The sequence below is a fragment of the Streptomyces sp. NPDC127098 genome, assembly GCF_042722465.1.
Lineage (GTDB): Bacteria > Actinomycetota > Actinomycetes > Streptomycetales > Streptomycetaceae > Streptomyces > Streptomyces millisiae.
Map to the genome: position 1 here is coordinate 121,771 of NZ_JBHXFJ010000003.1, position 19,264 is coordinate 141,034.

Annotated in this window: 17 protein-coding genes; 12 read left to right on the forward strand and 5 right to left on the reverse strand. The window is 74.2% G+C overall.

Annotated features, from left to right (window positions below):
• The first annotated feature begins 37 nt into the window (after positions 1-37).
• From ACFWI8_RS03395 to ACFWI8_RS03415, 5 genes are all read left to right on the forward strand, one after another.
• Positions 38-1,054 carry a YihY/virulence factor BrkB family protein gene (locus tag ACFWI8_RS03395; RefSeq protein WP_387085020.1) on the forward strand — a complete coding sequence of 339 codons (1,017 nt, stop codon included), beginning with the start codon at positions 38-40 and terminating at the stop codon, positions 1,052-1,054.
• Positions 1,055-1,118: 64 nt separating this feature from the next.
• Entirely contained in the window at positions 1,119-2,453 is a 1,335-nt protein-coding gene (locus ACFWI8_RS03400; RefSeq protein WP_387085022.1) for a sensor histidine kinase, read from the forward strand.
• Positions 2,450-3,136 (forward strand): response regulator, encoded by a 687-nt coding sequence (locus tag ACFWI8_RS03405; RefSeq protein WP_387085024.1) that lies wholly within the window; start codon positions 2,450-2,452, stop codon positions 3,134-3,136. The genes ACFWI8_RS03400 and ACFWI8_RS03405 overlap by 4 nt, the downstream gene beginning before the upstream one ends.
• A 149-nt stretch (positions 3,137-3,285) precedes the next feature.
• Positions 3,286-4,374 carry an alpha/beta hydrolase gene (locus tag ACFWI8_RS03410; protein WP_387085026.1) on the forward strand — a complete coding sequence of 363 codons (1,089 nt, stop codon included), beginning with the start codon at positions 3,286-3,288 and terminating at the stop codon, positions 4,372-4,374.
• Positions 4,358-5,590 (forward strand): acyltransferase, encoded by a 1,233-nt coding sequence (locus ACFWI8_RS03415; protein ID WP_387085027.1) that lies wholly within the window; start codon positions 4,358-4,360, stop codon positions 5,588-5,590. The genes ACFWI8_RS03410 and ACFWI8_RS03415 overlap by 17 nt, the downstream gene beginning before the upstream one ends.
• Positions 5,591-5,612: 22 nt before the next feature.
• Here ACFWI8_RS03415 and ACFWI8_RS03420 read toward each other — a convergent pair whose 3' ends face one another.
• The 3 genes from ACFWI8_RS03420 to ACFWI8_RS03430 form a co-directional block, all read right to left on the reverse strand.
• Entirely contained in the window at positions 5,613-7,481 is a 1,869-nt protein-coding gene (locus tag ACFWI8_RS03420; protein WP_387085029.1) for a protein kinase, read from the reverse strand.
• A 109-nt stretch (positions 7,482-7,590) separates the two neighbouring features.
• Positions 7,591-8,109, reverse strand: a complete 519-nt coding sequence (locus ACFWI8_RS03425; RefSeq protein WP_387085032.1) for a DinB family protein — start codon at positions 8,107-8,109, stop codon at positions 7,591-7,593.
• Positions 8,110-8,158: 49 nt separating this feature from the next.
• Complete coding sequence (locus ACFWI8_RS03430; protein ID WP_387085034.1) at positions 8,159-9,094, reverse strand: SDR family oxidoreductase; 936 nt, start codon at positions 9,092-9,094, stop codon at positions 8,159-8,161.
• 212 nt (positions 9,095-9,306) lie between these two features.
• On the opposite strand from ACFWI8_RS03430, the gene ACFWI8_RS03435 reads away from it, so the two are divergent.
• The 7 genes from ACFWI8_RS03435 (at position 9,307) to ACFWI8_RS03465 (ending at position 17,586) form a co-directional block, all read left to right on the forward strand.
• Positions 9,307-10,149 carry a helix-turn-helix transcriptional regulator gene (locus tag ACFWI8_RS03435; protein ID WP_387085036.1) on the forward strand — a complete coding sequence of 281 codons (843 nt, stop codon included), beginning with the start codon at positions 9,307-9,309 and terminating at the stop codon, positions 10,147-10,149.
• A gap of 106 nt (positions 10,150-10,255) precedes the next feature.
• Positions 10,256-10,873, forward strand: coding sequence for a (2Fe-2S)-binding protein (locus ACFWI8_RS03440; RefSeq protein ID WP_387085038.1), 618 nt, complete (start codon positions 10,256-10,258; stop codon positions 10,871-10,873).
• On the forward strand, positions 10,873-11,850 hold the full coding sequence (locus ACFWI8_RS03445; RefSeq protein WP_387085040.1) for an FAD binding domain-containing protein: 978 nt from the start codon (positions 10,873-10,875) through the stop codon (positions 11,848-11,850). Before ACFWI8_RS03440 ends, ACFWI8_RS03445 begins: the two co-directional genes overlap by 1 nt.
• Positions 11,851-11,886: 36 nt before the next feature.
• Entirely contained in the window at positions 11,887-13,059 is a 1,173-nt protein-coding gene (locus ACFWI8_RS03450; RefSeq protein WP_387085042.1) for an XdhC family protein, read from the forward strand.
• Positions 13,034-15,286, forward strand: a complete 2,253-nt coding sequence (locus tag ACFWI8_RS03455) for a xanthine dehydrogenase family protein molybdopterin-binding subunit (protein ID WP_387085044.1) — start codon at positions 13,034-13,036, stop codon at positions 15,284-15,286. Before ACFWI8_RS03450 ends, ACFWI8_RS03455 begins: the two co-directional genes overlap by 26 nt.
• A 100-nt stretch (positions 15,287-15,386) precedes the next feature.
• Complete coding sequence (locus ACFWI8_RS03460; RefSeq protein ID WP_387085046.1) at positions 15,387-16,574, forward strand: cytochrome P450; 1,188 nt, start codon at positions 15,387-15,389, stop codon at positions 16,572-16,574.
• Positions 16,575-16,638: 64 nt separating this feature from the next.
• On the forward strand, positions 16,639-17,586 hold the full coding sequence (locus ACFWI8_RS03465; protein WP_387085047.1) for a Rieske 2Fe-2S domain-containing protein: 948 nt from the start codon (positions 16,639-16,641) through the stop codon (positions 17,584-17,586).
• A 210-nt stretch (positions 17,587-17,796) separates the two neighbouring features.
• On the opposite strand, the gene ACFWI8_RS03470 is transcribed toward ACFWI8_RS03465, so the two are convergent.
• The gene (locus ACFWI8_RS03470) at positions 17,797-18,666 is read right to left on the reverse strand and encodes a class I SAM-dependent methyltransferase (RefSeq protein ID WP_387085050.1); all 870 of its coding nucleotides are present in this window, start codon (positions 18,664-18,666) and stop codon (positions 17,797-17,799) included.
• Between the two features lie 86 nt (positions 18,667-18,752).
• Positions 18,753-19,169: a hypothetical protein gene (locus ACFWI8_RS03475; protein WP_387085052.1), complete on the reverse strand. Its 417-nt coding sequence runs from the start codon at positions 19,167-19,169 to the stop codon at positions 18,753-18,755.
• Positions 19,170-19,264 lie beyond the last annotated feature (95 nt).

The window sequence follows — 19,264 nt, forward strand, 5'->3', positions numbered from 1 at the left end:
GGTTTCGGGGTCCTCACGTGCGGTTACTCGCCCCCGGGTGTGGGTTGTCCACGCCTGGCCCGAGGTGCCTGAGGGCGAGGACGTGATCACGGAGGAGGCGAACGTGGCGCCGGAGCATCGGGCCGAGCCCCCGCCCAAGGGGCCCCTGGATCTCCCGAAGGCTTCCTGGTGGGGCGCGCTCAAACGCACCGTCCGGGAGTTCAGGGCGGACAACCTGTCCGACTGGGCCGCGGCCCTCACGTACTACGGCGTGCTCGCCCTGGCCCCGGCGCTGCTGGCCCTCGTCTCGATCATCGGCCTGATCGGCCCCTCGGCCATCGACCCGCTGATCGACAACGTGGCCACGCTGGCCCCGGGCGCGGTTCAGGACGTGCTCGAGACCGTGCTGCGCGACCTGGGCCACCGCCGGGGTCAGGCCACGGTGGCCCTGGTCGTCGGCATCGCGCTCGCCCTGTGGTCCGCCTCCGGCTACATCGCGGCCTTCATGCGCGCCTCCAACGCCGTCTACGACATCGGCGAGGGCCGTCCGATCTGGAAGACCCTCCCGGTCCGGCTGGCCGTCACCGTCACCCTGGTGGTGCTGCTCGCCCTGGTCGCGGTGGGCGTCGTGTTCACCGGCGCCCTGGCTCGCCGGGCCGGCGACGTGCTGGGTGTCGGCGGCACCGCGGTCACCGTGTGGAACTTCGCCAAGTGGCCGGTGCTGGTGATCCTGGTCGCCCTGATCACCGCCGTCCTGTACTGGGCGGCGCCCAACGTGAAGCACGGCTTTCGCTGGATCACGCCCGGCAGCCTCCTGGCCGTGCTGGTCTGGCTCGCCGCCTCCGCGCTGTTCGCCTGGTACGTCGCCGCCCTCGGCAGCTACGGCAGCACGTACGGCAGCCTGGCGACGATCATCGTCTTCCTCGTCTGGCTGTGGATCTCCAACCTGGCGTTGCTGCTCGGCCTCGAGTTCGACGCCGAACTCGAACGCGCCCGTGCCATCGAGACCGGACACCCGCCTGGCGAGGAGCCCTACGCCGAACCGCGGGACACCCGCAAGCTCGACGACGACTGAGCGCCGGCCGCGGACCGGCCGGCGGCCCGCGCGCTCCGGGCCGCACGCCGTAGGCTTGCGAACCGTGTTCCCCGGTTCCGAAACGCGCGCCGGCCGGCTGCTCGCCGGGGCCCGGCGGCAGGGCGTGCTGCTGTCGCGGGCGTTCGGCGGCCCCGAGCCCGGCGAGGCGCTGTTCGCCCGGGCTCCGAAGCCATGGATGCGGCTGCTGCCGCACTTCCTCGCCCTCGCGGCGAGCGCCTCGCTGCTGCCCACCACCGTCGTGGTCCTGCTCGGCGACTACGGCCTTCCCGGCGTGCTCGCCGGGCTGCTCGGCGTCGGCCAGGCCGCGCCCCTGCTGCTGGCCGGGGCCCGGCCGCTGTCGGCCTGGTACGTGGTCTTCTCCGCCGACGTCCTGACCGCCCTGGCGCTGCCGCTGTGGGGCGGTCCGCTCGACGGCGCGGCCTGGCCGTGGCCGGCCCCCACGATCGTCGGCTATCTGCTGCTCTGCCTGCCGCTCTCCCTCCACCTGGCCCGCCGCACGCTGGTCGCGGTCTGGCTGTCGACCGCGGCCGCCGCCGTGCTGGTCGGCCTGCTGCGGCCAGGTCACTCACCCGGCTCCAGCGTGCTGCTCGTGGTGCTGTCCGGTGTGGTGCTGCTGCTCGGCGGTGCCATCCGGGAGCGCTCCGAGGCGCAGCGCCGGCTGGCCGAGCAGGAGACCATCAGCGAGGCCGAACGCTCGCACCGCAGGCTCCTGGAGGAGCGGGCCAGGATCGCCCGCGAGCTGCACGACGTCGTCGCCCACCACATGTCGGTGATCAGCGTGCAGGCCGACAGCGCCCCGTACCGCGTCGAGGGCGTCCCTGAGGCGGCCCGCGCCGAGTTCACCACCATCGCCGACACCGCCCGCCAGTCCCTGGCGGAGATGCGGCGGCTGCTCGGCGTGCTGCGCAGCGAGGGCACCGAGGCCGAGGGCGGCGGGGCCGGCCCCGAGCTGGCGCCGCAGCCGGGGCTCGGCGAGCTCGGCACGCTGGTGGAGTCGGCGGTGCGGGCCGGGGTGGCGGCGCGGCTGACGGTCACCGGCGAGCCGGCCGGGCTGCCGCGGGCGGTCACGCTCAACGCCTACCGCATCGTGCAGGAGGCGCTCGCCAACGTCGTACGGCACGCGCCCGGCGCCGAGGCCGCGGTGACCGTGGCCCTCTCAGCGGACGGCTCCGCCCTGCGCGTGGAGGTCGTCAACGGGCCGCCCGCCACCCCCGCGCGGCCCCTGGAGTGGCATGGCACCGGCCATGGCCTGATAGGCATGCGGGAGCGAACGCGCCTGCTCGGCGGCACCCTTGACACCGGCCCGACGGCGGAGGGCGGCTTCCGGGTGGCGGCCGTGCTGCCGCGGAACGAACCGGCCCCGGGGGAGAACGCATGACCAAGGCCATCACCGTGGCGATCGTCGACGACCAGGCGATGGTGCGGGCCGGGTTCGCGGCGCTGCTCGCCGCGCAGAGCGACATCGACGTGGTGGGCGAGGCCGTCAACGGTGCCGAGGGCGTGGAGCTGAGCCGCCGCCACCACCCCGACGTGGTGCTGATGGACATCCGGATGCCGGTGATGGACGGTCTCGAGGCGACGCGGCAGCTGCTCGATCCGCCGCGCGGGGTGACGCACCGGCCCCGGGTGCTGATGCTGACCACCTTCGACGTGGACGACTACGTCTACGAGGCGCTGCGCGCCGGGGCCAGCGGCTTCCTGCTGAAGGACGCGCCGCCCGCCGACCTGATCGCGGCGGTGCGGGTGGTGGCCGTCGGGGACGCGCTGCTCGCGCCGTCGGTGACCCGCCGGCTGATCGCCGAGTTCGCCGCCCGACCCGCGGCGCGGCGCCGCGGGGACCCGGCGCTGCGGCTGAAGGGTCTTACGGCGCGCGAGTCGGAGGTGCTGGAGCTGGTGGCCAGGGGCCAGTCCAACCAGGAGATCGCCGCCACCCTGATCGTGGCCGAGCAGACGGTGAAGACCCACGTCAGCCGGATCCTCAACAAACTCGGCCTGCGCGACCGCGCCCAGGCGGTGATCTTCGCGTACGAGTCGGGGCTCGTCACCCCCGGCGAGCAGTAGCCCCGCACCCGCAGCCGTACCCGCACCCCCTACCCCGGTATGACACCGGGAATGGCTCCGTGGTGTGACGCGGGTACCCAAGCCCGCGCCGCACTCTCCCTCCCGAACGGCCGCCGGTCCCCTCGGCGGCCCAGGGAGGGAGAACCGTCATGCCGCGCCGTCGTCTCAAGCGGGTGCTGGCCACCGTGGCGCTCGCGCTGACCACCGCCACCGCCACCGGGGGGTGGACGTTCGGGCCGCACACCACGATCGTCAGCGGGCCGCCGCCCGGGGCCGCGGCCTGGGTGGCCGACGACAGCCTGGGTGTCGCCCTGCCCGACCCGGTGGACGCGTCGCCCGCCGAGGTGGCCGCGTTCTTCGCCGGGCTCGGCCCGGCACAGCGGCGGGAGCTCGCCGCCCGGCACCCGCTCATCGTCGGCAACCTCGACGGTGCCCCCGTCGAGCTGCGGTACGAGGCGAACGCCCGCGCCTGGGAGGACTTCTTCGGCACCGCGCCCGAGCGGGGCCGCCAGCTGCTGGCCTTCGACCCGCGCGGCCGGGGCACCTTCGTCGAGGTGTTCGGCGACCTGCCGGCCGCCCAACGCACCGCCGTCGTCGTTCCGGGCATGGGCAACGACCTCGACACGTCCGGCACGCCCGTCACCTGGGCCCGCGACCTGCACCGGGAACTCGCCACCGACGCACCGGGGGTCCCCACCGCCACCATCGCCTGGGTCGGCTACACCACCCCCGACGGCGTCGGCCCCGACGTCGTCACCGACCGGCTCGCCCGGGCCGGCGCCCCGCGACTCGAACGCTTTCTCGCCGGCCTCGCCCTCGCCGCCCCCCGCACCGCGCCGCCCGCCGTGCTGTGCCACAGCTACGGCTCGGTCGTCTGCGGCCTGGCCGCGTCCGAACTCGCCGCCGGCGACCTGGTCTTCCTCGGCAGCCCGGGCACCAGGGCCGGCAGCGTCGACGCCCTGGACACCGATGCCCGGGTGTGGGCCACCCGCGGCCCGACCGACTGGATCAGCGCCATCCCCAACGTGTCGGTGCTCGGCCTGGGCCACGGCACCGACCCCACAGACCCCGCGTACGGCGCCCGCGTCGTCACCTCCGCCGATGTCGAGAGCCACGGCGGCTACGCCGAGCCAGGCACCGACTCGCTGCGCAACCTCTCCGCCATCACCCTGGGCGCACCCGAGCTGATCAGCTGCGCCCCGACCTCCCCGGAGTGCCTCGATGCCACTCGCCGCTGATCTGCGTAGCCTCGTCACCGCCGTCGAGTCCCGCACCCCCGCCCACCGGGACCGCGCCATCGACGGGCTGCGGGCGCTGGCCCTGCTGTCCGTGCCGGCCGGGCACTGGCTGGTGGGCGGATTCACCCTGGACGACGCCGGAGCGCTGCACAACGCCAGCCCGCTCGCCGCCCTCGGCGCGCTCGCCCCGGCCAGCTGGCTCTTCCAACTGCTCGGCATCTTCTTCCTGGTCGGCGGCTACTCCGCGGCCCTCTCGCTGCGCCGGGCCACCGAGCGGGGCACCGCCGCCGGCGGCTGGCTGCGCGGCCGGCTGGTGCGTCTCGGCCGGCCGGTGCTCGGCGTGACGGCCGGGTGGGCGGCGCTGTTGCCGCTGCTGTCGGTGGCCGGGGTACCGGCGGCCACCCTCCGCACGGCGTCGGTCCTCGTCGTGCAGCCGCTGTGGTTCGTCGGCGTCTACGCGGTGATCACCGCGCTCACCCCGTACGCGCTGCGGGCCGCCGAGCGCGCCGGGCTGTGGTCGGCGCTGCCGCTGCTGCTGTCGGTGGCGGTGGTGGACGCCCTGCGGTACGGCCCGTATGCGGACGCGATGCCGTCCTGGTTGCCGCTGCTGAACCTGCTGCCTGGCTGGCTGTTCGGCTACCAGCTGGGTCTGGTGTGGGGCGTGGGGCGGCTGGGGCGCCGCGCGGCGGGCTGGCTGTTGCTCGGCGGCGGCCTCGCCCTCTTCGTCACCCTGCTGACCGTCTTCGGCTATCCCGCCTCCATGGTCGGCGTGCCCGGCGAGGCCCGGACCAACTCCCACCCCCCGTCCCTGCTGGTGCTGGCGCTGGCCGCCGCGCAGTCGGGGGTGGCGGTGCTGGCCCGGGAGCGGCTCGCGGCGCTGCTGGCACGGCCCGCGCTGTGGGCGCCGGTGGTGGTGATCAACCTCAGCGCGATGACGATCCTGTGCTGGCACCAGAGCGCGATGCTGGCCGCCGCGATCCCGGCCGCCGCGCTGCACGGCGGCGCCGCCGTCGCCGGCCTTACGGCGGATCCGACCTCCTTCGGCTGGGTGGCGGCGAGGCTCGCGTGGCTGCCGCTCTTCGCGGTGCTGCTCATCGGCATCGGCGCGCTGACCCGGCGCTTCGAGCAGCCGTGGACGGGGGCCTCGACGGGCGGCCGGATCCTGGCCGGGGCGCTGGCGGGGGCGTTCTCGCTGTACGCCTTCGCCGTGGTGTGACGTGCCGTCCGCGGGGCCGTCGTCAGGCCCGGTACATCGTCGCGCTCATCGAGCTGCCGGTGCCGTCGAACGCGTTCATGCCGGCGGTGTCCGCGCCCTCCAGCCAGAGGTTGACGTCGATGTCTCCCGCGCAGCCGCTCGTGCCGAAGAGGTGCACCGAGCGTCCGCCGTCACCGACGCTCTCCAACTGGAAGGTGTAGAAGCACCCGAGGACGTCTCCCGTGAAGCGGTTGCCGTCATAGGTGACGTAGTCGGAGCTCGATTCCCAGGTGCCCACCATGTCCGGGCTGACCTGCCCGTTCAGCCCGTCGTCCGGCGGCGGCTCGCCGCCTCCTCCGCTGCCGCTTGCGGAGCCGTCCGAGGATCCGCCGGACGAGCCGCCGGAGGAACCACCCGAGGACCCGCCGTCCGAGGATCCGCCGGAAGAACCGCCCGAGGAGCCGCCGTCCGAGGAACCGCCGCCCGACGAGCCGCCGTCCGGGGAACCGCCGCCCGAAGAACCGTCGGCGGAGGACCCTCCGGACGTGTCGGCCTGGTCGTCGGACGAGTCGTCGTCCGAAGCGTCGTCGTCCGAGGAACCGTCGTCCGTCGCCTCGTCGGTGGGGTCGTCGGAGGGGGTGTCGGACGGGTCCTTGGACGCGTCCTGGTCGGAGCCGTCGTCCGACTGTCCCGGCGAGTCGTCGCCGGCGCCGTTCTCGGCGCTGCCCGGGGAGTCCGAGGCATCGGCGCCGGCCTTGGTGTCCCGGCCGTCGCCGGTGCCCGGCAGGCCGAGCGTCAGTGCGAGCACCGTCGCCACCACCGCGATCGCCGCGATCGCCGCGACGACGGCGTAGGGGAGGCGGCGCCGCCGCGCGGGCGGCGCGACGACGCGCAGGTGCACGGTGTTGTTGTCCGTGGTGGCGGCCGGTGGTGCGTCCGGCGCGGTGGGGGTGGGCGTGGGCGTTGGGGTGGGGGGAGGGGTGGACGGCGTCGGCGGTGGGGTGTCGGCCGCCGGGGCCCGCGCGGGCTCCTCGATGGACAGCAGTTGCACCGTGTCCCGGAGCAGTTGGTCGGTCAGGTTCGCGGGGAGCCAGGGGCCGCTGGTGCGGTGGGCGCCTGCCGCCGCGGCGATCTCGCGGGGTGTCGGGCGTTCCCCCGGGTTCTTGGCCAGGCAGGCGGTCACCAGTTCCCGCAGCGGGCCGGCGAGTTGACCGAGGTTGGGCGGCTCGTTGATGACCCGGTACATGAGCGCGTGGGCCGCGCCGTCCTCGGTGTCGTGGGGGCCGGCGCCGGTGGCGGCGTGGGTCAGCGTCGCGCCCAGGCTGAAGACGTCGCTGGCGGGGCCCAGCGTGTCGCCTCTGACCTGCTCGGGGGACATGTAGCCGGGCGAGCCGATCACCGTTCCGGTCCTGGTGAGGACGCTGCCGCCGACGGCGCGGGCGATGCCGAAGTCGATGACGCGGGGGCCGTCCACCGTGGCCAGCACGTTCGACGGCTTGAGGTCGCGGTGCACCAGGCCGCTGTCGTGAATGGCCGTCAGCGCGAGGGCCAGTCCCTCGGCCAGCCGCCACAGCGTGCGCTCCGGCAGCACGCCGAACTGGGTCACGATGTCGTGCAGCGCCGGGCCCGCGATGTATCCCGTGGCGACCCACGGGATCTCCCCCTCGGTGTCGAAGTCGAGCACGGGCGCGGTCCACTCGCCGCCCACCCGCCGCGCGGCGGCGATCTCCCGCTGGAAGCGGCTCCTGAAGTCCGGGTCAAGGGCGAGCTGCGGGTGGATGAGCTTCACCGCGACGGTCCGGCCCTGGGCCGAACGCCCGAGGAAGACCTTCCCCATGCCACCGGCGCCCAGCGTCCGCAACAGCCGGTACTGACCCAGTGTCTGCGGATCGCCCGGCTCCAGTGGTTTCAACGTGTCCCCGGCCCTCGTCGTCGTCCGTCCGATGTTTCCTCGGTTTTACCGATCAGTATCACGGGACGTGCGCGGGGACTTGACCGGTTCCACCGGACGGGCCGGGGGATCAGCCGCGGCGTCGTAGCAGCACGCCGCGGACGAACGCGGCCTGCCCGACGTGCTGGGTGGCGTCGTTGACGACGCTGACCAGCCGGACCCCGAGGGTGACGTGCGGCGTCCACGAGGTGTCCACGACGCGCGCGAAGTCGGCGTCCGTCAGGCCGGAGAGGTACGCGGCGCTGCGCTCGTGCACGGCGCCGTAGTAGCCGCGCAGCGCGTCGGCGTCGAGGCCGCGCACCGCCGCCACCTCCTCGGGGCCGTGCCCGTACCCCGTGACGCCGGGCCCGAAGGGCAGGCCGAACGCCTCGTGCCAGCCCGCCGCCGTCCACACCTGCTCGGTGCCGGCGACGTCGGCGACGTGGTCGTCCTCGACCCGGGCCAGGTGCCAGACGAGCCAGGCGATGGAGTTGGCGCCCTCGTCGAGGCGGGTGGCGAGCTCCTCGGGGCTGAGGCCGTCCACCACGTCGTCGACGAGGTCCCGGACTCGGCCGTACGCGTCGAGGAGGAGGTCGGTGCTTGCGGTCACGGTGCGCTCCTTCGTGTGCGGCGGTCGGTCGGGAACCAGCTTCCCCGGATCAGGCGGGGAACGCGGCGCCGACCAGCCGTTCGGAGGTTTCCCAGACCTTGTGGGCCTCGGCCATGTCGCGCAGCGGGGCCCAGAGTCGCTGCTCGGCGGGGGCGCCGCCGACGTTTCCGAGTCCCTTGGGGCCGAAGAACTGGTCGCCCCGCGAGTCGGGGCCGGTCGCGGCCAGCAGCGCGGGCAGGGCGGCGGTGCCGGGGGTGCCGGCGACACCGATGCGGGAGAGCACGCGGATCAGGCGGACCTCCCGGGTGTCCGTGGGCCGCCCCATCCCGGGCTGCGCGGAGAGGAGGTTCGTGGGCGAGACCCCGGGGTGGGAGAGGTTGCTGGTGATGCCCCAACCCGCCGCGGCGCTGCGGGCGTCGAGCTCGCGGGCGAACAGTCCGACGGCGATCTTCGACTGACGGTACGCCTTCATCACGTCGTAGTCGCGGTCCCAGTTGAGGTCGTCCCAGTTGATCCCGCCGCTGCGGGCGGCGACGCTCGTCTGGTGGGTGACCCTGGCCCTGCCCGCGCTGAGGAGCGGCAGCAGCCCCTGGGTGAGGGCGAAGTGGCCGAGGTGGTTGGTGCCGAACTGCAGCTCGAACCCGTCCTTCGTGGTCTGGTGGCTGGGCGGGTGCATCACGCCGGCGTTGTTGATGAGGATGTGGATGGGGCGGCCCTCGCCCACCAGTTGGTCGGTGAGGGCGGTCACGGAGTCGAGTGAGGCCAGGTCGAGGGTCCGGGTGGTGATCCTCGCGCCCGGGACGAGGCCGCGGAGGCGGTCGGCGGCCTGCTCGCCCTTGGCGGGGTTGCGGGCCGGGATGATCACCTCCGCGCCGGCTCCGGCGAGGCGGGTGGCGATGACGAACCCGATGCCGTCGCTCGCGCCGGTGACGACGGCGAGCTTCCCCGACAGGTCGGGGATGGTGATGTCGATGTTCCGAGCCATGAGCGGTCTCCTTCGTTCCGGCGGCGAATCCGCCGCGGATCGGCGTCTGAGTCCATGCTCGAACCTCCCCGGCCGCGGATTAAGGGCCGCGTTATCCACGGCTCGCCGATCCCCCCTTCGGCGGCGGGGCCGGGAAAGGGGGGATCGGCGAGCCGTGGCTCCGCGGAGACCGGGGCGGTAGGAAGGACAGCAGTGCCGAGGGAGGAAAACGAATGATGATCGATCGGACCGGCCTCGCGGAGTTCCTCCGGCGCCGCCGGGAGTCCCTGCAACCCGAGGACGTCGGCCTCCCGCGTGGCCAACGCCGCAGGACCGGAGGGCTGCGGCGGGAGGAGGTGGCGGCGCTCTGCCACATGTCGACCGACTACTACGCGCGCCTCGAAAGGGAGCGCGGGCCCAGGCCGTCCGAGCAGATGATCGCCGCGATCGCGCAGGGACTCCACCTCTCGCTCGACGAGCGCGACCACCTGTTCCGGCTGGCCGGGCACAACCCGCCCGCCCGGGGCGGAGCCGGCGAGCACATCAGCCCCGGCATGCTGCGCATCCTCGACCGGCTGGACGACACGCCGGCGGAGATCGTCACCGAACTCGGCGAGACGCTGCGGCAGACCCCGCTCGGCGTGGCGCTCACCGGCGACCTGACCGGCTACACGGGCCCGGCCCGCAGCATCGGCTACCGGTGGTTCACCGACCCCGCCATGCGGGACCGCTACGCGCCCGAGGACCATCCGTTCCTCACCCGCATGTGGGCCTCCGGTCTGCGCCAGATCCTCACCCTGCGAGGCCCCGGCTCCCGGGCGGCCTACTTGACCGACCTGCTCCTCGCCCGGAGCGAGGAGTTCCGGCAGGTGTGGAACGACCACGAGGTCGGCGTTCGACCCAACGAGGTGAAGCGCTTCATCCACCCCGAGGTCGGCAGACTCGAGCTGAACTGCCAGCAGCTGGTCGATCCGGCCCAGGGCCACTCGCTCCTCGTCTACACCGCCGTTCCCGGCAGCGAGAGCCACGAGAAGCTGCAGCTGCTGTCCGTCCTCGGTCCGCAGCCGCTGCGCTGACGCCCCCGAAGGGACCGGGGCGCCCAGCCTCGGATCGGCGGGTCCTGGCTGCCGTCGGGCTGGTTGGTCAGCCTGGGAGGGAAGCGAACCGATCCCAGGAGATGCGATGAACCCACAGGATGACGCGGCCCCCGGCCGGTCGGGCGTGTCCCGGCGAGGGTTTCTGGGCGGCGGTGCCGTCGCCGCCGCCACGGCGGCCCCGCTGCTGGCGACCGTGGCGGACGCCACGCCGGCCGCCGCCGCCGAGGGCGACGGGCTCGTGGCGGTCCGGGTCGCGGTCAACGGCGAACCGGTCACGGTGCGGGTCGACCCGCGGGCCACCCTCCTCGACACGCTCCGCGAGCGGCTGGAGGATCTCACCGGCACGAAGAAGGGCTGCGACCGCGGCCAGTGCGGGGCGTGCACCGTGCACGTCGACGGCCGACGCGTGCTGTCGTGCCTGACGCTGATGGCCACCACCGACGGCCGAGAGGTCACCACGATCGAGGGGCTCGCCGACGGGGACCGGCTACACCCGATGCAGCAGGCCTTCGTCGAGAACGACGCCTTCCAGTGCGGCTTCTGCACCTCCGGGCAGATCATGTCGGCCGTCGCCCTGGTCGAAGAGGGCCGTGCGAACTCCGACGACGAGATCCGCGAGGGCATGTCGGGCAACATCTGCCGGTGCAGCGCCTACCCGTTCATCGTCGACGCGATCCGGGACGCGCGGGAGGCGATGCGCTGATGCGGGCCTACACCTTCACCCGGGCCCGCTCGGTCCGCGACGCCCACGCGCGTGCCGGGGCGGACACCGCCTTCCTGGCCGGCGGTACCACCCTGGTCGACCTGATGAAGCTCGAAGTGATGACCCCGGCCCACGTGGTGGACATCAACGGGCTCCCGCTGCGCGGTATCACCCTCGACCGCCAGGGGCTGCACGTCGGAGCGCTGGAGCGGATGAGCGACGTCGCCGCCGACCCCACCGTGCGGCGGCACTATCCGGTGATCGCCGAGGCGCTGGAGCTGAGCGCCTCGGCGCAGCTGCGCAACATGGCGAGCATCGGGGGGAACCTGCTGCAGCGCACCCGGTGCGGCTACTTCCGGGACGTCACGACGCCCTGCAACAAGCGGGAGCCCGGCAGCGGCTGTTCGGCGCTGACCGGGGTGAACCGCACCCACGCGATCCTCGGCACCAGCGAGCACTGCGTGGCGACGCACCCCAGCGACCTGGCCGTCGCCCTGGTGGCGCTGGGCACCGAGGTGCACCTGGCCTCGGCGCGCGGCAGCCGGACCGTGCCGCTCGACGGGTTCTACGCCCTTCCCCGCGCCACACCCCACGTCGAGACCGTGCTGCGCCCCGGCGAACTCGTCACCGGCATCACCGTCCCCCGCTCGGCGTGGGCCGCGCACTCGGTCTACCTGAAGATCCGCGACCGGCAGTCCTACGAGTTCGCCCTCGCCTCGGCGGCCGTCGCGCTCGAGATGCGCGGCGACACCATCGCGAAGGCCAGGATCGCCGTGGGCGGGGTGGGCACCAGGCCATGGCGCCTGCCCGCCGTCGAACGGGCCCTGACCGGCCGCCGCGCCACCGAGGCCACCTACGAGGCGGCGGTCCGCGGCGCCGCGGACGGCTCCAGCACGCTGGAGCACAACGAGTACAAGCGCGCGCTGCTGCGGCGCACGCTGGTCCGCGCCCTCACCGTCCTGGGGGAGCGGCGATGACCGACCGGCACCCCACCGTCCGCGAGGGCGGCGGTCATGCTTGAACTCGCCGCCGAGCTCCTCCCACGGGTCCGCGCCCGGACCCCGTTCGTGGCCGCCACGGTCACGGACGTGGCCGGCAGCGCTCCCCGCCAGCCCGGTTCGTCGCTCGTCGTCGACGCGGGCGGCGCCGTGCTGGGCAACGTGTCCGGAGGCTGCGTCGACGCCGCCGTCCACGAGGCCTGCCAGGAGATGCTGGCCGGGGACCGTCGGCCCAGGACGGTGCGGTTCGGCTACACCGACGCCGACGCGCTCGGCGTCGGGCTCACCTGCGGCGGCACGATCGAGCTCCTGCTGCGCCACCACGACCCCGGCGCCGAGCCGCACCTCGGGCAGGCGTTCACCGACGCGGCGCAGGACAGGCCGGTCGCCGTGGCCACGATCGTCCGTGGGCCGGACGCCCACCTTGGGAAGGCGATCGTCGTGCGCCCCGAGCGGCCCCACGAGGGGACCCTCGGCGACGAACGACTCGACCGGGTGGCCGCCGCCCACGCCACCGCCGCCCTGCACGCCGGGCGGACCGGCACCGTCGAGCTCGGCGTGGCCGACAGCCACTGCCGGGAGCCGATGGCCCTGCTGGTGGAGAGCAACGCCCCCGCACCGCGGATGCTCGTCTTCGGCGCCATCGACCACGCGGCGGCGCTGGCCCGACTCGGCACCTTCCTGGGCTACCGGGTGACCGTCTGCGACGCGCGGGCCACGTTCGCCACCCCCGACAGGTTCCCGCACGCCGACGAGGTCGTCGTCGACTGGCCGCACCGCTATCTGGAGTCGCAGCGGCTCGACGGCCGGACGGTCGTCTGCGTGCTCACCCACGACCCGAAGTTCGACGTGCCGCTGCTCACCGCCGCGCTGCGACTGCCGGTGGCCTACGTCGGGGCCATGGGGTCGCGCCGCACCCACCAGGAGCGTCTGGCGCGGCTGCGCGCGGCCGGCCTCACCGACCACGAACTCGGCCGGCTGCACTCGCCGATCGGCCTCGACCTCGGCGCCCGCACCCCGCAGGAGACCGCGCTGTCGATCGCGGCCGAGATCGTCGCCCACCGGCACGGCGGCACCGGGGCGCCGCTACGCACCGGGACGCTGCCCATCCACCGCCCCGGCGTCCGCTGGCGGGCGCCGTTCCCAGCAGTCAGGAGTCAGGATGACCGTCTCCCCAGTCGGGCGTGAAGTCGCCCGCGTCGACGGCCGATTGAAGGTCACCGGAGCCGCACGGTACTCCGGTGACTACCCGGCCACCAACATGTCCTACGCCCACGTCGTCACCAGCACGGTCGCGAGGGGCACGATCCGCTCCATCGACACCGCCGCCGCGCTGGCCGCTCCCGGAGTCCTGCGCGTGTACGTCGCGGGAGACGGGCGCCTGAGGCTGTACCCGCTCGCACCCGAGTTCAGTTTCTTCGGCGAGAACTACCTCCCCTTGCAGGACACGACCGTTCGTTACCACGGCCAGATCATCGCCGTGGTCGTTGCCGAGAGTGTCGAGCAGGCGCGCGACGCCGCGGCGCTGATCACCGTCACCTACGACGCGCAGCCACCGCGCTCCTCCCTCGCGGACGGACCCCGCGAGCCGTCCGGCCCCACGTCGAGCGGGGAGCCGAGCAGCGTCACGATCCTCGCCCCCGGCGTCGAGTCGATCGACGAGGCGCTCGCCGCCAGCGAAGTCGTCGTGGAGGCCGACTTCGAGCAGCCGGTGCAGCACCACGTCGCGATGGAACCCCACACCGTCCTCGCCGAGTGGGACGGCGACCGGGTGACCGTCCACGCCGGCGCGCAGATGCCAACGCCGTTCACGATCCTGCTGAGCCAGCGGCTCGGCGTCCTCCCCCAGCAGGTCCGGCTGATCGGGAGGTACGTCGGCGGCGGCTTCGGGTCCCGGGTCATCGTGTGGAGCGAGGCCCCGGTCGCCGCCGCGGCGGCCCGGGAGCTTGGCCGTCCCGTCAAGCTCGCCCTCACCAGGGAACAGGTGTTCACCCTGGTCGGCCACCGCCCGCACCTCACCCAGACGGTCAGGCTGGGTGCCTCCCGCAACGGAGTCCTCAACGCCATCAGCCACGAGAGCGTCGCCGAGATGCCGGCCGCCGGTGGCTGGAACCTGATCCCGGGCCACTCCACCTCGGACACGCTCTACAACACGCCCAACCTGCGCATCAACCCGCAGCGGGTCATCCTCGACATGCCGAGCAGCTGGGCGATGCGGGCGCCCAACGAGGCCCCCGGGGCGTTCGCCCTGGAGACGGCGATGGACGAACTGGCCGTCGCCACCGGTGTCGACCCCGTCGAGCTGCGACTGCGCAACTACGCCACCGTCAGCCCCTCCACGGGCCACCCGTGGTCGAGCAAGCACCTCGACGAGTGCTACCGCGACGGCGCACGACGCTTCGGCTGGTCGGCCCGCAGCGCCACGCCCCGGGCGCGCGTCGACGGGGAGTGGCTGTTCGGCACCGGCATGGCCAGCGCGGCGTACCCGGCGACCCGCCAGGCCGCGAGCGTCAGGATCCGGCTGCTCGACGACGACACCGCGGTGGTGTCGACCGGGACCTCGGACCTGGGCACCGGTGGGTGGACGATGGTGGCGGTCGCCGGCGCCGACGCCCTGGGGCTCCCGCTTGAGCGGGTGGCCCCCGAGATCGGTGACTCGGCGCTGCCCCCGGGCGCACCCGCCGTGGGCTCCGGCGCCACGCACAGCACGGTCCCGGCGGTCGTGGCGGCCGCCCGCGACACGATCGACGCGCTCAAGCAGCTCGCGGTGACCCGTTCCGGCTCGCCGTGGCATGGGGCGAACGCCGAGGACCTGCGCTACGAGCAGGGCCGACTGCACGGGAACGGTCGCTCGATGACCTTCGGCGAGCTGCTCAGGGCCCTCGGATCGCGGGGCGTCGACGCCACCGCCTCCGAGCCCGAGGGCAATCCCCCCGGATACAGCTACCACACCTTCGGCGCCCACTTCTGCGAGGTGCGGGTCAACCGGTTCACCCGCGAGATCCGCGTCACCCGGTTCACCACCGTCGTGGACGCCGGGCGCACCATCAACGCCCGGGCCGCCCGGAGTCAGATCGTCGGCGGTGTCATCTTCGGCATCTCGGGCGCCCTGCTGGAGGACAACCCCCTCGAACCCGACACCGGGCGGCTGGCCGCCAGCACGCTCGCCGACTACCTGGTGCCCGTGAACGCGGACATCCCCGACATCGACGTGCACCTCCTCGACCGGCCCGACCCGCATCTCACCGGGCCGCTCGGCGAGGACGGCGGGGAGGTCGGGACCAGGAGCCTCGGCGCCCGCGGCCTCGGCGAGATCGGCACCGTCGGCTCGGCCGCCGCCGTGGGCAACGCCGTCTTCAACGCCACCGGCATCCGGATCCGCGACCTGCCCATCACCCTCGACAAGCTGCTGTAGCGGGGACCGAGGTGGGTGCTGCCGCGAATGGTCACCGGGCCTCGGTCGGTGCGGCTACCCTTCCGGGGGAAAACGGACATCTCGCAACCAGGGAGCGCATGTGGCGGAGTCACGGACGATCGTCGATCTGGCGGCGGAGGGCGACGACTTCGCCCGCGACCCCCACCCGTACTTCGCCACGTTGCGCGAACGGGGCCCGGTGCACTACGCCCGGCTGCCCGGCGGCTGCCACGGCTGGCTCGTCGTCGGCCACCGGGAGGCGCGCGCCGCGCTCACCGATCCGCGGCTCGTCAAGGTCCTCGCCGAAGGCCCGGGCGAGACCGGACCGGAACGGGCGGGCGCGCACCTGCTGAACTCCGATCCGCCCGTGCACACCCGGCTGCGCGCTCTGGTCGCGCGCGAGTTCACCCCGGGCCGGATCGCGGCCCTGGCGCCGCGCGTCCAGGAGATCACCGACGCGCTGCTCGACACCATGCTGGCCGCTCCCGACCGGCGCGCCGACCTGGTCACCGCCTTCTCCTTCCCGCTGCCGATCACCGTGATCTGCGAACTCCTCGGCGTCCCGCACCTGGACCACGAGCGCTTCCGGGACTGGTCCCGCGCCCTGACGGCTGGCGGCCTGGCGGAGATGCCGAAGACGCGGGCCGTGATGACCGAGTACCTGGCCGGGCTGGTGGCCGCCAAGCGAAAGGAGCCGGGCGAGGACCTGCTGAGCGCCCTGCTGCACACGGCCGACAGCGACGGCGACCAGCTGTCGGAGGAGGAACTCCTCGCCATGTGCTTTCTGTTGCTGATCGCCGGCCACGAGACCACCGTGGGCCTGATCAGCAACGGCGTGCTCGCCCTGCTGCGCCACCCCGACCAGCTCGCGGCGCTGCGCGCCGACCGGGCCCTGCTGGACGACGCGATCGAGGAGATCCTGCGCTACGACGGCCCGGTCCTGACCGCCACCGCCCGGTTCGCCGCCGAGGACGTCGAGATCGCCGGCACCGTCATCCCGCACCGCGACCTCGTCCTCCCCGTCATCGCCGACGCCGGCCGCGACCCGGACCGCTTCCCCGACCCCACCCGCTTCGACATCCACCGCGACGCCCGTGGCCACCTCGCGTTCGGCCACGGCGTCCACTACTGCCTCGGCGCCCCGCTGGCCCGCCTCGAAGCCCGCGTCGCGCTGCGCTCCCTCCTGGAGCGCGCCCCCGACCTCGCCCTCGACACCCACCCGGACGCCGTCCCCTGGCACCCCGGCATCGTCGTCCGCGGCCCCCACGAGCTCCCCGTCCGCTGGTGACGCCGGCCGCGCCCGGTCCGGGCCGGCGGCGTTTGGGATCCGGGCCGGGGGGAACTCGGCGGCAATGGCCGTTTCCCGAGGTTCACTGTTCAGTGGTTCGCAGGTGTTCAGCGGGCTGCTCCGCGACCTGGTGGCCAGCCCGGAGCGCCCGGGCCCGGTGCTGTCCGCGATGGACCGGGTCGAGGGCTCGCGCCGTGCCGACCCGCTCATCCCCCCGCTGCGTGGCGCGGTGCGCGCCATGCCGGCCGGGTTCCGGGACGCCCTGCACGGCACCTGGCTCGGTCACCCCGCGCATCCCGCGATGGTCCAGATCCCGATCGGCACCTGGATGTCGGCGGCGGTCCTGGACCTGCTGCCGGGCCGCCGGCGCGCCGCGGGCCTGCTGGTCGCGGCGGGGCTGACCGCGGCGGCCCCGGCCGCGCTCGCCGGCCTGGCCGACTGGGCGGAACTGCGCAAGCCGCAGCTGCGCGTCGGCCTGGTGCACGCCGCGACCAACGTCGCCGCCGTCGCCATGTACACCGCTTCCCTGTCGGCCCGGCTGCGGGGCCGCCGCATGGCGGGCCGCGCCTGGGGCTACGCCGGTCTGGCCACCGTCAGCCTGGGCGGCGCCCTCGGCGGGCACCTCGCCTACCGCCAGGCCGCCGGCGCCAATCACGCCGACCAGGTCGCCGCCGCGCTGGAGCCCGGCTGGCACCCGCTCGGCGCCCTCGACGACTTCCCGATCGGCGCCCCGGCCACCGCCACCGTGCTCGACGTCCCGGTCCTGGTCTTCCGGGAGACGGCCGACACCCTGCGGGTGCTCGCCGACCGGTGCAACCACATGGGTGGCCCGCTGTCCGAGGGCGAGGTCGCCGAGGGGTGCGTGCGGTGCCCTTGGCACGGCAGCACCTTCCGGCTGACCGACGGCTGGAACGTCACCGGGCCGGCGACGGCCCCTCAGCCGGCGTTCGAGGCCCGGGTCGTGGACGGGCGGGTCGAGGTCAGGCTGCCCGCGGAGGACAAGGAGATCTGACGGCGCCTCAACGTAGGCCGCTGACGCGGCCGCGGCGCCGGCGCCCCGGAGCGGGTGCCCGGCACGGCGGAGCCGACCGTCGCCGACTCGACGGGAGCCCGGGCCGAGGACCCGGACGCGCCGGTCGACGGCGGTTCCCACCGGCTGGCCGAACGGCTCGGCATCCCGCTCGGCACCCCGAAGTCGCGACCGCACCAGGCTGTCGGGAGATCAGGCCCCGGCTCGCCGCCTGGCGGCGGTGGCGTACAGCAGCGGGACCCGCAGTTGGTCGTCCGGCCTGCGCCACCAGCCGGGGGCCACCTCCGTCATGCCCTCCCAGCGTGGCAGCACGTCCCAGTCCGTCTCCCACGTCCGGTCGACGTCCACGTCCAGGCCGGCCCCGCCCAGCGCGACGATCACGTCGACGACGGTGTGCGCCCACTCGTGGCTGACGGTGGCGCCCTCCACCAGCGCGCCGCGCCGCGAGGGCGCGTATGTCCGGCGGGAGTCGAACGTGGTCGGCCGCCCGCCCGACAGGTAGTCGTGGCGCAGCACCAGCGGGTCGTCCAGGCGGCGGACGCCGGGCCGGCCGAGGGAGTTCAGCACCGGGTGGAACTCCATCACGTAGGCCAGTCCGCCGGGGGCCACCAGACCGGTCACCACCTCGGCCCAGGCCCGCAGGTCGGGCAGGAACATCAACGAGCCGCGGCTGGTGTACACCAGGTCGAACGTCCGCCCGCCGAGCGCCGCCCCGGCGTCGTACACGTCGGCCTCGACGAACTCGACGGCGGCCCCGGCCGCTTCGGCGTTCCGCCGGGCCACGTCGAGGCTGGCCCCGGAGAAGTCGAGGCCGGTGACCCGCGCCGCGCCCCGCTGCGCGAAGGCGAGGGTCTCCACGCCGTTGTGGCACTGGAGGTGCAGCACGGAACGCCCTTCGAGGGGCCCGAAGTCCTCCCACTCCCGGGGGTGGAACCGCGCGGCGGCGGGGCGGTCGCGCAGGCTGTAGAAGTCGCTCTCCGCGTGCACGGGCGCCCGCGCGTCCCAGTTCTCCCGGTTCTCCCGGATGCGGCGCCTGGCGTCCGAATCGAGGGTTTCGCCCATGCCTGTCAGGTTAACCGGAGGGCGAGGGGCCCGGCCATGGCCACCCCGGAGCGGAAGGGGCGGGGTGGCCACGGCGGGGGAAGGGGTCAGGCCTTCCAGGTGGCGTAGTCGTGGTACTGGTTCAGGCCGCCGCTGTGCACCAGGGAGACGGTGAAGGTGTAGTAGCGGCCCTCGACCAGGTTGTGGCCGTCGTCCACGTCGTGGTCGACGCAGTTGCCGTTGCCGCCGACGCTGAACACGTCGACGTTGTAGCCGTGGACGGTGTCGTAGACCTCGACCTCGACGGCCCAGCCGTCGGCCTCGATGTCGCAGATCTGGACGATGTCGCCGAGGGCCTCGAACCGCAGGCGGCCGCCCGGGTCCGCGTCGTCGGTGTGCAGCGTGTGGTCCCAGTCGATGGCCTGCGCGCTGGGGGAGGCCAGGACGGGCAGGGCGACGGCCGCGGCGAGGACGGCGCCGGCGCGCAGCACGGTCCTCTTCGCGGGCCTGCGGAGCTTGAGCATGAGGTGCTCCCTGTTCTGCCACGGGCCCGGGGCGGGCGTCGGCGGGCTGCGAGAGCTGCCGAGGCGTCAACGGGCGCGTGGTGCGACGAATTTGT

Excerpts from the sequence above, each read along its gene's own strand:
- ACFWI8_RS03465 (WP_387085047.1), top strand. The coding sequence starts at position 16,639 with ATGGCCGTTTCCCGAGGTTCACTGTTCAGTGGTTCGCAGGTGTTCAGC.
- ACFWI8_RS03435 (WP_387085036.1), top strand. The coding sequence starts at position 9,307 with ATGATGATCGATCGGACCGGCCTCGCGGAGTTCCTCCGGCGCCGCCGG.
- ACFWI8_RS03455 (WP_387085044.1), top strand. The coding sequence starts at position 13,034 with ATGACCGTCTCCCCAGTCGGGCGTGAAGTCGCCCGCGTCGACGGCCGA.
- ACFWI8_RS03405 (WP_387085024.1), top strand. The coding sequence starts at position 2,450 with ATGACCAAGGCCATCACCGTGGCGATCGTCGACGACCAGGCGATGGTG.
- ACFWI8_RS03415 (WP_387085027.1), top strand. The coding sequence starts at position 4,358 with ATGCCACTCGCCGCTGATCTGCGTAGCCTCGTCACCGCCGTCGAGTCC.
- ACFWI8_RS03430 (WP_387085034.1), bottom strand. The coding sequence starts at position 9,094 with ATGGCTCGGAACATCGACATCACCATCCCCGACCTGTCGGGGAAGCTC.
- ACFWI8_RS03410 (WP_387085026.1), top strand. The coding sequence starts at position 3,286 with ATGCCGCGCCGTCGTCTCAAGCGGGTGCTGGCCACCGTGGCGCTCGCG.
- ACFWI8_RS03450 (WP_387085042.1), top strand. The coding sequence starts at position 11,887 with ATGCTTGAACTCGCCGCCGAGCTCCTCCCACGGGTCCGCGCCCGGACC.
- ACFWI8_RS03440 (WP_387085038.1), top strand. The coding sequence starts at position 10,256 with ATGAACCCACAGGATGACGCGGCCCCCGGCCGGTCGGGCGTGTCCCGG.
- ACFWI8_RS03470 (WP_387085050.1), bottom strand. The coding sequence starts at position 18,666 with ATGGGCGAAACCCTCGATTCGGACGCCAGGCGCCGCATCCGGGAGAAC.
- ACFWI8_RS03445 (WP_387085040.1), top strand. The coding sequence starts at position 10,873 with ATGCGGGCCTACACCTTCACCCGGGCCCGCTCGGTCCGCGACGCCCAC.
- ACFWI8_RS03475 (WP_387085052.1), bottom strand. The coding sequence starts at position 19,169 with ATGCTCAAGCTCCGCAGGCCCGCGAAGAGGACCGTGCTGCGCGCCGGC.